We start from the raw sequence: 13160 nt of genomic DNA, 5'->3' as shown, positions 1-13160 counted from the left end.
CGCGTCGATCCGCGTCGATCCAGGCTCTGTGATGGACGCCACCTCGTGTCGGCCGAGTTGAACCGGGTGCTCGAGCCTGCCTTAGACTAGGCCGAGTGAATGCCGAGCAGACTCTGGTCGCACTGAGCGACCGATCCCCACAGGTTGCCCCCGAAGAGCTCATCGCAGGCCTCGTGCCGCCGCCTCAGTTCGAGGACGTGTCCTTCGACAGCTACCGCACGGACCCCGCCGAACCTTCGCAGGAAGAAGCGCGGAACAAGCTGCGGGAATTCACCGAACGCTCCACCAGCCAGGGATTCTTCGGCAAGCTGTTCTCGAAGGGCAAGTCCGGCGGCGCGAAGGGCGTCTACCTCGACGGCGGCTACGGCGTCGGGAAGACCCACCTGCTGGCCTCTGCCTGGCATGCGAATGAGAAGCCGGCGACCTTCGGCACCTTCGTTGAGTACACGAACCTCGTCGGAGCCTTGGGCTTCGCCCGAGCCCGCGACGACCTGTCGAAGATGAAGCTCGTCTGCGTCGACGAATTCGAACTCGACGATCCCGGCGACACCGTGCTCATGTCGCGACTGATGCGTGAGCTCACCGACGCCGGGGTGAAGATCATCGCAACGTCGAACACTCTGCCCGGTTCGCTAGGGGAGGGGCGCTTCGCCGCTCAGGACTTCCTGCGCGAGATCCAGGCACTGGCCGATCAGTTCGAGGTCTATCGTATCGACGGCAAGGACTATCGTGCTCGGGAGCTCACCGCTCCGGCAGACCCGCTGCCTGAATCCGAGCTCGATTCGGCCGCAAGCCAGCTCGACGGGGTCGTCGCCCGTGACGACTTCTCTCAGCTGCTCAGCCACCTGTCCACTGTCCACCCCTCACGCTACGGGCGGATGGTCGATGGCATCGACGCGGCTGTGTGGGAGAACGTGCGCACCATCGACAACGAGAGCGTGGCTCTGCGGTTCGTTGCGCTCGTCGACCGGCTCTACGACCGCAATGTGCACATCATCAACTCCGGCGCGGCCCTCGACAAGGTCTTCACGGAGGAGTCGCTGGCCGGCGGGTACAAGAAGAAGTACATGCGCTGCCTCTCACGCCTGACCGCTCTGTCGTCCTGATCCAGGACCGGGTTCGTCAAAGCCCCGCCGGCAGACGCCGGACACTGTCTGCACCCTCCAGAAGCAGGCACGGCCGACACTGACGACGCCCGTCACACCTCAGATCGAGGTGCGGCGGGCGTCTTTCGTCTCAGCGCAGGCCAGACGGTCGTCTCAGCGCAGTCCGATCAGATCGAAGACGCGCAGGTCCGGCACCCAATCTGGCAGACCGGTGAGCCTGAGAGTCAGCCACACGATGATTCCGACGAAGGCGGCTGTCACCGCCCCGACAGTCCACCGCACCCACAGGGGCTGCGCCATGATCCACTGCGTCCAGCGTTCGACATTCACCCGTACGAAGTGCAGAAGGCGCTGAGCCCAGCGGAACTCGCTGGAGATGATGAATAATCCGATGATGACGATGAGCCAGCCGGGACCGGGCAGTGGAACAAGGGCGAGGCCGACGAGCACGATGATCGTGCCGAGTCCGCCGACGATGCTGCGATAGATGGCTGCCGTGTGCGCATTGGCCAGCACAGTGCGTCGCCACCGGAGGAAGCCCAGGCGCAGCTTCCGCCACGGTCGGGGACCTTGTCGATGGTGGCGTGACAACCAGCCTTTGGGGCGGGTCTGCGAGCTCTCTGCGTTCACCCAACCACTATAAGATGGTGACCCTGAAAGCTTGATCGGTACGTGTGACCACGATCACCCGATTCTGATTTTGCGTATGCCGCCACCTGCGTATAGAGTTATATCTCGTTGCCAGGGAAACCGGGCAGCGAGAAATGCGGATGTGGCTCAGTTGGTAGAGCATCACCTTGCCAAGGTGAGGGTCGCGGGTTCGAGTCCCGTCATCCGCTCGGAGGCGTCATGGCACTGCCTTGGCGGTGGCGTGGCCGAGAGGCGAGGCAGCGGCCTGCAAAGCCGTATACACGGGTTCGAATCCCGTCGCCACCTCGGATGACCGGCAGAAATGTCGGTTGACCAGCGCGATTGGCGCAGCGGTAGCGCGCTTCCTTCACACGGAAGAGGTCACTGGTTCGATCCCAGTATCGCGCACAGGGACCCTCGGGTTCCGGTGCAACAAATGAATAGAGCGCGATTGGCGCAGCGGTAGCGCGCTTCCCTGACACGGAAGAGGTCACTGGTTCGATCCCAGTATCGCGCACAGAAGAAGCCCCGAGTGATCCACTCGGGGCTTCGTGCATTCACGCTTGAGCTTCTTTCGCAATAGCTCACTTTTGGTTGAATAGCCCATGTTTGAAACAGGGCTGTTCGCTCTAAGCTGGGCTGAACCCGCGAAACTGGATTGTGTACGTTTCGTTCACCATGTTGCAGGACTGAAACGCGGTCAGCATGCGGTATCAAAGGGGTTTGCTAGTACGCTAGGTGTTGTACTAAACGACGATGACTCGGAGCACCTATGTCTACTCCTCAGAACCCGTACGGATCGGGTGACGGTTCGCCTGACAACCCTAACGGGCAGAACCCGTACAACCAGCCGCCGAGCGCCCCCGGATACGGCAGCGACCAGAACGGCGGTCAGCAGCCCGGCCAGTACGGCTCGGAGCAGTCCGGTCAGCAGTACGGCTCGTCGGGCAACCAGCCTTACGGCTCGCAGCCGAACTACGGTCAGGGCGGCAACGACGGTTCGCAGCAGTACGGGCAGCAGGCTCCCCAATACGGTTCACAGCCGAACTACGGTGCATCGAACGACCAGAACCAGTACGGCCAGAATCAGTTCGGCCAGGACCCGAACAATCAGAACCAGTACGGGGACAACCAGTACGGGCAGAACCCCTATGACGCCAACGCGCAGTACGATGCCAACCAGTACGGTCAGCAGCCGGCCTACGCAGGTGCAGACGGATCCTCCGATCAGTTCACCCCGGCCAACCCGAACGCCGCCTACGGACAGTACCCCTCGGGTACCGGCGGCAACACCTCGAAGAACATCTGGGGCATCCTCGCCCTCATCGGCGGCATCGTCGGTGTCCTCGGTGCCTTCGTCTTCGGCGGCGGCGCACTCTTCGGCATCGCAGCGGTGATCTTCGGCTTCGTCGGACTCTCCGCAGTCAAGAAGGGCCTCGCCAGCAATAAGGGCCTCAACATCACCGGCATCATCCTCGGTATTGTGTCGGTGGTCATCTCGATCGCCGTGATCGTCGCGACCGTCATGTTCGGCGCGTTCATCTTCAAGGCTGCTGACGAAGCCGCCAGCTCCTCCGCCCCCGCCGACCCGAGCCAGGGCGCGGGCCAGGACCCCAGCCAGGGCTCTGACGGCGGAGACGCTCCGCCCGCCCAGGCCGGAGAGGTCGAGATCGGCACCGACGTCACCGCAGCGATCAATGTCCGCCCCGGCACCGTCGATTCGACCGCATCCGGTGCCGAGTCGTCCAATGGTGAGGTCGCCATCGTGACGATGACCGTGAAGAACAACTCGAGTTCCGAGCTGGATCTCGGTCTCACGAATCTGTCCGCCAACAACGGCGGCAGCACGGAATACGACGACGTCTTCGACGGCCAAAACTACAAGGGCTCCCTGGTGTTCCAGGACCCGGTGCCCGCCGGCGGCGAGACGACCTACCAGTTCGCCTTCGGCGTCCCCAGTGCTGAAGTCGACGGGATGCACCTCAAGCTCGAACTCATCGAGGACCTCGGCAAGGGCAAGGACTTCGAGTTCTACAAGCAGTGAGCGACTGAACCCCGAGGTGACAGGGCGCATGCGGTCCTGAACGCTCGGGTAAAGTCCCCAGCAGACTCAGTATGGGTGGCAGTCCTACGACTGCCACCCAACTGATTTGTGACAACCGAATTGGTACTAGAATCGACTGGTGACCAACCCACCGAACAGGTTGGTCGACTGAACACTTAACGAACGGAGAAGATCAGTGGCAGACAGCATTGACTGCGCGGGCGAAAGCATTCCTTTCACAGAGGGGCTGACCGGAACGGAGATCTTCTCCACCGACCGCACGGTCGTTGCAATGTGGCTTAACGGCGAACCCGCCGACCTCAGCCGTCAGCTGCAGGCAGGGGATCGGATCGCACCGATCACCATCGACTCCGACGCCGGACTCGACATCCTGCGCCACTCCACCGGTCACGTCACCGCACAGGCCGTCCAGGAGCTCTTCCCCGGAACCAAGCTCGGCATCGGGCCCTACATCACCGACGGCTACTACTTCGACTTCGACGTCGCCGAACCCTTTACCCCCGAAGACCTCAAGGCGATTCAGAAGAAAGCCGCCCAGATCGTCAAGTCCGGCCAGACATTCAACCGCGTCGTCGTCACCGAGGACGAGGCCCGCGCCCGCATGGCGAACGAGCCCTACAAACTCGAACTCATCGGTGACAAGGGCAAGGGCACCGATGAAGAGGCCTCCGTCGAGGTCGGCGGCGGTGAACTCACCGTCTACGAAAATGTCGACCGCAAGGGCGAAGTCGTGTGGCAGGATCTGTGCCGCGGCCCCCACCTGCCCAACACCAAGCTCATCGGCAACGGCTTCGCCATCACTCGTTCCTCGGCCGCCTACTGGCGCGGCGACCAGGCGAATGCGAGCCTGCAGCGCGTCTACGGAACCGCTTGGGCGTCGAAGGACGACCTCAGGGCCTACCAGGATCGCATCGCCGAAGCCGAACGTCGCGATCACCGCAAGCTCGGCGCCGAGATGGACCTGTTCTCCTTCCCCGAGGAGCTCGGCTCCGGTCTGCCTGTCTTCCACCCCAAGGGCGGCGTCATCAAACGGGAGATGGAGGACTACGTCCGCGCCCGTCACATCGACGAGGGCTTCGAGTATGTCGGCACCCCGCACATCTCGAAAGAGACTCTCTACTACACCTCGGGACACCTGCCCTACTACGGCGAGAACATGTTCCCGGCCATGTCCGTCGACGAGGTCCGCAACGAGTCCGGCGAGGTCGTCAAGGAGGGCACTCCCTACCGGCTCAAAGCCATGAACTGCCCGATGCACAACCTCATCTACCGGTCCCGCGGCCGCTCCTACCGCGATCTGCCGCTGCGCCTGTTCGAGTTCGGCACCGTCTACCGCGACGAGGCCTCCGGAGTCATCCACGGCCTCACCCGCGTCCGTGCACTCACCCAGGACGACTCACACTCCTACGTCGCCCAGGAAGACGCCGCCGCAGAGATCCGCCACCTGCTGAACTTCGTGCTCAGCCTGCTGCGCGACTTCGGCCTCGACGACTTCTACCTCGAACTCTCCACCCGCGACGAGGACGGGAAGAAAGCCGACAAGTTCATCGGCTCCGACGAGCAGTGGGCCGAAGCCACCAGCGTGCTCGAGGAAGTCGCCCAGGAGACCGGACTCGAACTCGTCCCCGACCCGGGCGGCGCGGCCTTCTACGGTCCGAAGATCTCCGTCCAGGCCCGCGACGCCATCGGCCGCACCTGGCAGATGTCGACCGTCCAGCTCGACTTCAACCAGCCCGAGCGCTTCGGACTCGAATACGTCGCCGCCGACGGCTCCCGCAAACAGCCGGTGATGATCCACTCCGCGAAGTTCGGCTCCATCGAACGCTTCCTCGGCGTGCTCACCGAGCACTACGCCGGTGCCTTCCCCGTGTGGCTGGCACCCGTGCAGGTGACCTGCATCCCCGTGGCCGACGAGTTCAACGACTACCTCGCCGAGGTGGCCGACCAGCTGCGCAAGGCCGGAGTCCGGGTCGAGATCGACGACAGCGACGATCGATTCCCCAAGAAGATCCGCAATGCGTCGAAATCGAAGGTGCCCTTCACCCTCATCGCCGGAGGAGAGGACCGCGACGCCGGAGCCGTGTCCTTCCGCTTCCGCAGCGGTGAACAGGAGAACGGCGTCCCCGTCGCCGAGGCGGTGCGACGGATCCTCGACTCGATCGAAACCAAGGCTCAGGTATGAGCGGAGGCGACGACGACCGATCCGCTCAGGAGAACCCGGACGGCCGCCTCGGCGAGGGGATCCCCACCCCGAGGCTGCCGCCGGGTTCCCCGGGGAACCCGACGGATTCCAACGTCTGTGGACCCCGCACCGGATGGTCTACATCGATGGTCAGGACAAACCGAAGAACGATCAGCCCGAGGAATGCCCGTTCTGCGCGGCACTGTCGAAGTCGGATGAGGACGGACTCATCGTCGCCCGCGGCCAGGCCGTGTATGCGGTGCTCAACCTCTACCCGTACAACCCGGGCCACCTGCTCATCTGCCCCTACCGCCACGTCGCCGACTACACGGATCTGACCGGGGAGGAGACCGTGGAACTCGCCGAGTTCACGCAGAAGGCGATGCGTGTCATCCGGGCCGTATCCGGACCCCACGGATTCAACCTGGGCATGAACCAGGGACCGGTGGCCGGCGCGGGAATCGCCGCTCACCTGCACCAGCACGTCGTCCCGCGCTGGGGCGGAGACGCGAACTTCCTGCCAGTGATCGCCCAGACCAAGGCCCTGCCGCAAGTGCACGCCGATGTGCAGGCACGCCTGTCAAAGGAATGGAACAGATGAATCCTGAAGACCTCGGCACTCTTGCCGAGTACTCCTCACCCGTGTTGCGCGGCCATGACACCGTCATCACGATCCGACGACCCGACCTCGAGTCCAACAGCTACCTCTCCCAGCTGTTCTCGCTGACCGAGGACACCTCCAGACGGCTGACCCACTCATGGTCGGACTCGACCCCGCAGTGCGGTCCGAACTGGTCGGGATACCTCAGCGCGGAGAAGAAGGCAGCCCCGCAGCTCTACGTCGGTGACAGCCTGGAGACGGCACACCAGATCACGGACAACCACCTCGGCGTGGCCGAATTCGCGCTCGACGACTCCCGTTCCAGGGCCCTCTACGTCGCCCGCGTCGCCGAACCCGGACGCTACGGACTCGACGAATCCATTCCGGCGACCGAAGAAGCCCCACGCCGGATCACCACGGCGTCCTACCTGGCCAACGGCCTCGGCTATACGAATGACCGACCCGCACGGGCCTTCCTCGTCGACCTCGCCGAACCCGGTCTCGGCACCGTGGGCCTGCGTGGGGCGTCCGAGGTTCCGCTGTCGACTCTGCTGACGACCCCGGACAACGACGTCTACGATCCGCAGTTCTCCCCGGACGGACACTGGGCGAGCGTGATCGCAGCGGTCGAACCCGATCGCGGGCGGCCCGACTTGCGCAGCACCGTGTGGCTGCTCGGCCGCGAGGAGTCGCGCCCGCTTGACCTGCCGCCGATGAGTGTGAGTCTGCACGTGTGGATCGACGCTGATCGGGTGCTGCTGCTCGGCAATGCGCTGACCCGGGACGAACTCGACTTCGTCGGGCAAATGCCCGGGCTCTTCATCCACACGGTGTCGACCGGCTCCACGAGGCGGCTGACCGACCCGGAGACCGTGGCGCTGGCACCGATCCCGCCGCAGATCCGCGGGGGAGCGGTCGTCGCCGCTGTCGACACGGACGGGGCCACCCGGATCGTTCGCATCGGCCTCGACGCCGCAGAGGTCGGCATCGACGACCTCGAGTTCCTCACCGACGACACCACCGTCGTCAACGGCTTCGATGCCGACAACGAGACGCTCGTCTTCACCGGATCGACCCCGCACTCTCCGGCCGTGCTCGGCCGCATCGCTCTCGGCGGGCCCACGGCGTCCGGGGCCGCCACGGCGATGGGGTCCTCTGTCATCGTCAAGGAGCATCCGGCACCGGCGAACTCCGTCCTGCCTCAGGTCCTGCGGGTGCCAGGCGATTCCGGGACGATCACCGGCTGGCTGGCCAAACCGCACGGGGAGGGACCCTTTCCCGTCATCCTCAACATCCACGGCGGGCCCTTCGCCCAGTACACGCATTCGTGGTTCGACGAGACCCAAGTGCTCACGTCCGCAGGCTACGCCGTCGTGTTCTCGAACCCGCGCGGATCCGGGGGCCGCACCCGCAGCTGGGGGACCGCCGTCCAAGGAGACATGGCGGCACCGGCGATGGCCGATGTGCTTGCCGTCCTCGACCATGCCCTCGACCTCGATCCCTCCCTCGACCGCAGCCGTCTGGGCATCCAGGGCGGATCGTACGGGGGATATCTCACAGCCATGACGATCGCCGTGGACCACCGCTTCCGCGCCGCCATCGTCGAACGCGGCTACCTCGACCCCGACAGCTTCGTCGGGACCTCCGACATCGGCCGCTTCTTCACCGAGGAGTACACGAGCCGCAGCCGCGAGGCGATCGCGGCCCAATCACCTCTGGTCCACGCTCCACAGGTCGGCACACCGACCTTGGTGATGCACTCGGAACTGGATCTGCGCTGCCCGCTGGAACAGGCCCAGCAGTACTATGCGGCCCTGCAGAGAGCCGGGGTCGACACCGAGATGCTCATCTTCCCCGGCGAGAACCACGAGCTTTCCCGGGCCGGGCAGCCCCGCCACCGCAGGCAGCGCTTCGAAGCCATCCTCGACTGGTGGGACCGCCGACTGAGCGGTGGGAACCGGACACAGCCGGCCGAAGAGCGACACCTCCCGGAAGCGGCCGATCCAGAGGCCGCCTCTGCCTCCGACACCGCGTCATGAACGTCGAGTTGGTCGGTAAAGCGCAGACCCGATATCGTTCTCTGGGCCGCTGTCGCGCTCTTGCCGAAATCCCCCAGCGTCATTATTCTGCAAACACTTGCCTCCCTTCGCCGCCGACCACTGGAGAAACATGAAACCTCGTAAAGCCTCACGGGTCGTATTACTCAATGAGCGCGACGAGGTTCTCCTGATCCGTGCCCAGGATCTGCTGACCCCCAGTCACCAATGGTGGATGACCTGCGGAGGCGGTTCCGAACTCGGCGAGTCGGCAGCGCAGACGGCGGCCCGGGAACTCGCGGAGGAGACCGGGATCGAATGCGAACCTCACGAACTCATCGGTCCCTTGGCCACGCGCGACGAGGTCTTCGAATTCACGGAGAAGTCGCTGCGCCAGGTCGAAACCTACTTCGCGTTCCGCACCAGCGAGGACATCGAGCTCGAAGATGCGGTATGGACGGACATCGAGAAGCGCAGCCTGCTCGAATTCCGCTGGTGGACTCGGGAGGAGCTCCTGGCCACGACGGAGACGATCTATCCGAAGAACCTCCTGGGTCTTATCGACCTGGCTACCGCCGGGTCCGTTCCCGACGTGCCGCTGGTCATCGACTGAGCTCACGATCGCGGAACCGAACAGGTCAGCAGCGAATTCCGGTGCGATTCCGCACGGAATCGCGCACGGGAAGTCTGCACGAGTCGGCGCGGTCAGCGTATAGACTTGAGAGGCTGTAACTACAGGAAGGAACACCAGTGTCAGGTCATTCCAAATGGGCAACGACTAAACACAAGAAGGCTGCCATCGATGCCAAGCGCGGCAAGCTCTTTGCCAAGCTGATCAAGAACATCGAGGTAGCCGCACGCAACGGTGGACCCGACCCCGACGGCAACCCGACGCTGTTCGATGCGATCCAGAAGGCGAAGAAGAACTCGGTCCCTGCGGACAACATCACCCGTGCGGTCAAGCGCGGCGGCGGTCTCGACGGCTCCGGAGTCAACTACGAGACGATCATGTACGAAGGCTACGCCGCCGGCGGTGTGGCTCTGCTCATCGAATGTCTCACCGACAACCGCAACCGAGCCGCCTCCGAGGTGCGCGTGGCCGTGACCCGCAACGGCGGTTCGATGGCCGATCCCGGTTCGGTGACGTACAACTTCAACCGCAAGGGCGTCATCACCGTGGGTGCCGAGGAGACCGACGAAGAGGCCATTCTGCTGGCGACGATGGACGCCGGAGCCGAAGAGGTCAAGGAAGTCGGCGAGAAGTTCGAGATCATCTGCGAGGCCACCGACCTCGTGGCCGTGCGTACGGCCCTCGTCGACGCTGGAATCGACTACGACTCGGCCGAGGCCTCCTTTGTGCCCGAACTCGAGGTCAGCCTCGACGCAGAGACCGCGAGCAAGGTCTTCTCCCTCATCGATGCGCTCGAAGACAGCGACGAGGTGCAGAACGTCTACTCGAATGCCGATGTCAGCGATGAGGTCCTCGCCGAACTCGATGCCTGATGCGCATCCTCGGCGTTGATCCCGGACTGACCCGGTGCGGGCTCGGTGTCATCGACACCCTGCCCGCCCGGAAGGCGAAGATGGTCGCCGTCGACGTTCTGCGGACTCCCTCCGCAGACTCCGTCGACCTCCGTCTCGGTGCCATCGCCGAGGCGTTCGACACATGGTTGGACACGTACCGACCCGATGTCGTGGCCATCGAACGCGTCTTCGCCCGCAATGACGTGTCCACGATCATGGGCACCGCACAGGCCTCGGGGCTGACCATGGGGCTGGCGGCCCGCCGCGGACTGCCCGTGGCCATGCACACCCCGTCCGAGGTCAAGGCCGCGATCACCGGTTCCGGACGTGCGGACAAGAAGCAGGTCACCTCAATGGTGACGCGGATCCTCGGGCTCGACGCCCCGCCGAAGCCCGCTGACGCCGCCGACGCCCTGGCGATCGCGATCTGCCATTCCTGGCGTGGGGCGCTGTCGGCCCAATCGACGCCGGGGAAGAGCAAAGACCTCACCGAACGCAAGGCCGGCGGCCGGCAGGGCAGCGGACTGACGAAGGCCCAACAGCAGTGGGCCGAGGCCATGCGGCGCGCCAAGTGAGCATGGGGGAGCGGGCGCCTGCTAACCTGGATTCGTACACGTGTTCCCCTTAAGAAAGGCTGCTCGTGATCAGTTTCCTCAGCGGTACGGTGCATCGGATCGCAGCTGACCACCTCGTCGTCCTCACCTACGGTGTCGGCCGCAAGGTCCATGTCACCCCCGACACCCTGGCCGGAACTCGGCACGGAGCCGAGATCGAACTGGTCACCAGCCTCGTGGTGCGCGAAGACTCGATGACGCTCTACGGCTTCGCGACCGAGGATGAGAACCACACCTTCGAGGTGCTGCTGTCGATCTCCGGGATCGGTCCGCGTCTGGCGATGGCGATCCTCTCGGTGATGGGACCTGACGAACTTGCCGCCGCGATCACGAATCAGGATGCCAACGCGCTCACCCGTGTCCCCGGAATCGGGAAGAAGGGCGCCTCGCGCATCATCCTCGAGCTGGAGAACAAACTGCCGAAGCTCACCGCTGCCGCTCCCGGACCGACCCTGTCCTTCGGCGGCGGCAACCAGCAGGTCGTCGACGCTCTTGTGGGTCTCGGGTGGAAGGAAGCGCAGGCTGAGGACGTCGTCGCCGACGTTGTCAAGGAGACCGGTGCTGATGCCGGCACCTCCGTGGTCCTCAAGGCCGCTCTGAAGGTTCTGGGTGCGAAGAAATGACCGAATCGTTCGAACCTGGAACGGGCAGAGACGGGGTCGACTCCTATGAGCTGGAGTTCGGCGATCAGACGATGACCGGTGCCGAACGCGAACGGCTCGTCTCCGGCCGGGCCGAAACGGCCGAACGCGACGACGAGGCGGCCCTGCGCCCGAAAGGGCTTGCCGACTTCATCGGTCAGCCGCAAGTGCGCGAACAGCTTTCGCTCGTGCTCGATGCCGCGAAGGCCAGACAGAAGGCTCCCGACCATGTGCTGCTCTCCGGCCCTCCCGGGCTCGGCAAGACAACTTTGGCGATGATCGTCGCCCATGAGATGAACTCGAGCCTGCGGGTGACCTCCGGCCCGGCGGTCCAGCACGCCGGTGACCTCGCCGCCATCCTGTCCTCCCTCGAGGAGGGCGAAGTCCTCTTCATCGACGAGATCCACCGGATGGCCCGGGCGGCGGAGGAGATGCTGTATGTGGCGATGGAGGACTTCCGGGTCGACGTCATCGTCGGCAAGGGGCCCGGCGCCACGGCCATTCCGCTCGATCTGCCGCAGTTCACCCTCGTCGGAGCGACCACCCGGTCCGGTCTGCTGCCGGCACCGCTGCGCGACCGCTTCGGCTTCACCGCGCTGCTTGACTTCTACTCGAGTGCCGACCTGCTCACGGTGCTGCAGCGCTCGGCCCGGATGCTCGGCATCGACTCCGAACTCGCCGGACTCGAAGAAATCTCCACGCGGTCCCGGGGGACCCCGCGAATTGCGAACCGCCTGCTGCGCCGCGTCCGCGACTGGGCACAGGTGCGGGGGAGCGGAATCATCGACGAGGAGGCCGCCACCAATGCCCTGCGCGTCTACGAAGTCGACGAACTCGGACTCGACCGTCTTGACAGGTCTGTTCTGCAGGTGCTGTGCAAGCGCTTCGGCGGGGGACCGGTCGGTCTGGGAACCCTCGCCGTCTCCGTCGGCGAAGAAGCCGATACGGTCGAAACCGTGTCCGAACCCTACCTCGTGCGAGAGGGACTGATCAGCCGCACCCCACGTGGACGTGTGGCCACGACGGCGGCCTGGAATCACCTGAAAATGCAGATCCCAGCAAATTATGAGTTCTGAACCCCGCATTTGAGTTCGCTATGGGAGGTGAGGACGAACTAAGCTGGTTCACTGATTCATTCATATGAAAGGCTGATATCTGTGGATTTGCTGATCCCTCTTGCGCTTGCCGCGCTGCTGATCTTTTTCCTGTTCAATTCTCGGCGTAAGCAGAAGGCGCGTGCGGAGGAGATCAAATCGGGTCTCGTGCCCGGTGCAAAGGTGATGACTACCTTCGGTGTCTTCGGAACCGTGCTCTCCATCGACGAAGAGAACAACCAGGTGACCATCGAGTCGGGCCCCGGAACGGTCCTGCGCGTCCACCGTCAGGCCATCGGCCAGATCGAGAACAACCAGGCCGCAGCGCCCGTCGACGCCCCTGGCGCCGCCGCTCCTGCCGCTGAGGCGACGTCGATGCCGCCGCCGACGACGAGAAGCCGGCCATCACCGATGCCGAGCTCGACGCCATGAACGAGCGCAAGCGCGCCGAGAAGGACACCGCGGACGAGGACGCAGCCGAGGACGTCGTCGCTGACAAGTCGGCTGCGAAGGCCGAGGACGCCGACGCCGAGGACGCCGACGCCGAGGACGCCGACGCCGAGGATGCCGCTGAGACCGATGCCGACTCCGCCACTGCGGACGAGGACTCCACGGACTCGGATACTGACAAGAAGAACTGATCCGTTCTCGCACTCTGCTCCCGACT

General features: G+C 64.5%; 13 protein-coding genes and 4 tRNA genes. 16 read left to right on the top strand and 1 reads right to left on the bottom strand.

Translation table 11 applies throughout. From position 1 onward, the window contains the following. Window positions 1-95: 95 nt before the first annotated feature. The gene (gene zapE, locus AC2W7L_RS11750) at window positions 96-1106 is read left to right on the top strand and encodes a cell division protein ZapE (RefSeq protein WP_167196664.1); all 1011 of its coding nucleotides are present in this window, start codon (window positions 96-98) and stop codon (window positions 1104-1106) included. Between the two features lie 153 nt (window positions 1107-1259). Here zapE and AC2W7L_RS11745 read toward each other — a convergent pair whose 3' ends face one another. Further along, on the bottom strand, window positions 1260-1736 hold the full coding sequence (locus AC2W7L_RS11745; protein ID WP_228281218.1) for a TIGR02611 family protein: 477 nt from the start codon (window positions 1734-1736) through the stop codon (window positions 1260-1262). Between the two features lie 136 nt (window positions 1737-1872). Here AC2W7L_RS11745 and AC2W7L_RS11740 point away from each other — a divergent pair. The 15 genes from AC2W7L_RS11740 to AC2W7L_RS11670 all read left to right on the top strand — a co-directional run bounded on the left by AC2W7L_RS11740 (window position 1873) and on the right by AC2W7L_RS11670 (window position 13134). Beyond that, window positions 1873-1945, top strand: a tRNA-Gly gene (locus AC2W7L_RS11740). Between the two features lie 26 nt (window positions 1946-1971). Continuing rightward, window positions 1972-2042, top strand: a tRNA-Cys gene (locus tag AC2W7L_RS11735). Window positions 2043-2072: 30 nt separating this feature from the next. Next, window positions 2073-2144 (top strand) — tRNA-Val (locus tag AC2W7L_RS11730). 37 nt (window positions 2145-2181) lie between these two features. Continuing rightward, a tRNA-Val gene (locus tag AC2W7L_RS11725) sits at window positions 2182-2253 on the top strand. A 255-nt stretch (window positions 2254-2508) separates the two neighbouring features. Continuing rightward, on the top strand, window positions 2509-3780 hold the full coding sequence (locus AC2W7L_RS11720) for a DUF4190 domain-containing protein (RefSeq protein WP_486004608.1): 1272 nt from the start codon (window positions 2509-2511) through the stop codon (window positions 3778-3780). 196 nt (window positions 3781-3976) lie between these two features. Beyond that, complete coding sequence (thrS, locus tag AC2W7L_RS11715) at window positions 3977-5983, top strand: threonine--tRNA ligase (protein WP_486004607.1); 2007 nt, start codon at window positions 3977-3979, stop codon at window positions 5981-5983. Window positions 5984-6002: 19 nt separating this feature from the next. After that, window positions 6003-6584: an HIT family protein gene (locus tag AC2W7L_RS11710; protein ID WP_486004620.1), complete on the top strand. Its 582-nt coding sequence runs from the start codon at window positions 6003-6005 to the stop codon at window positions 6582-6584. Further along, window positions 6581-8623 carry an alpha/beta hydrolase family protein gene (locus tag AC2W7L_RS11705; RefSeq protein ID WP_486004606.1) on the top strand — a complete coding sequence of 681 codons (2043 nt, stop codon included), beginning with the start codon at window positions 6581-6583 and terminating at the stop codon, window positions 8621-8623. Before AC2W7L_RS11710 ends, AC2W7L_RS11705 begins: the two co-directional genes overlap by 4 nt. Before the next feature lie 130 nt (window positions 8624-8753). Further along, entirely contained in the window at window positions 8754-9233 is a 480-nt protein-coding gene (locus AC2W7L_RS11700; protein WP_062242804.1) for an NUDIX hydrolase, read from the top strand. Window positions 9234-9370: 137 nt separating this feature from the next. Beyond that, window positions 9371-10123, top strand: a complete 753-nt coding sequence (locus tag AC2W7L_RS11695; protein WP_139467356.1) for a YebC/PmpR family DNA-binding transcriptional regulator — start codon at window positions 9371-9373, stop codon at window positions 10121-10123. Next, window positions 10123-10719, top strand: coding sequence for a crossover junction endodeoxyribonuclease RuvC (ruvC, locus tag AC2W7L_RS11690; RefSeq protein WP_486004605.1), 597 nt, complete (start codon window positions 10123-10125; stop codon window positions 10717-10719). Before AC2W7L_RS11695 ends, ruvC begins: the two co-directional genes overlap by 1 nt. A gap of 65 nt (window positions 10720-10784) precedes the next feature. After that, window positions 10785-11381, top strand: a complete 597-nt coding sequence (gene ruvA, locus AC2W7L_RS11685; protein WP_486004604.1) for a Holliday junction branch migration protein RuvA — start codon at window positions 10785-10787, stop codon at window positions 11379-11381. Next, entirely contained in the window at window positions 11378-12475 is a 1098-nt protein-coding gene (ruvB, locus tag AC2W7L_RS11680) for a Holliday junction branch migration DNA helicase RuvB (protein ID WP_486004603.1), read from the top strand. The genes ruvA and ruvB overlap by 4 nt, the downstream gene beginning before the upstream one ends. Window positions 12476-12556: 81 nt before the next feature. Next, window positions 12557-12925 (top strand): preprotein translocase subunit YajC, encoded by a 369-nt coding sequence (gene yajC / locus AC2W7L_RS11675; protein WP_486004602.1) that lies wholly within the window; start codon window positions 12557-12559, stop codon window positions 12923-12925. Continuing rightward, window positions 12922-13134, top strand: a complete 213-nt coding sequence (locus AC2W7L_RS11670) for a hypothetical protein (RefSeq protein WP_486004601.1) — start codon at window positions 12922-12924, stop codon at window positions 13132-13134. The genes yajC and AC2W7L_RS11670 overlap by 4 nt, the downstream gene beginning before the upstream one ends. Window positions 13135-13160 lie beyond the last annotated feature (26 nt).

Source organism: Brevibacterium sp. LAARM3_SD1 (assembly GCF_057364765.1).
Note: the sequence above shows the minus strand (reverse complement) of the source record. Positions and strands in the feature narration are given on the sequence as shown.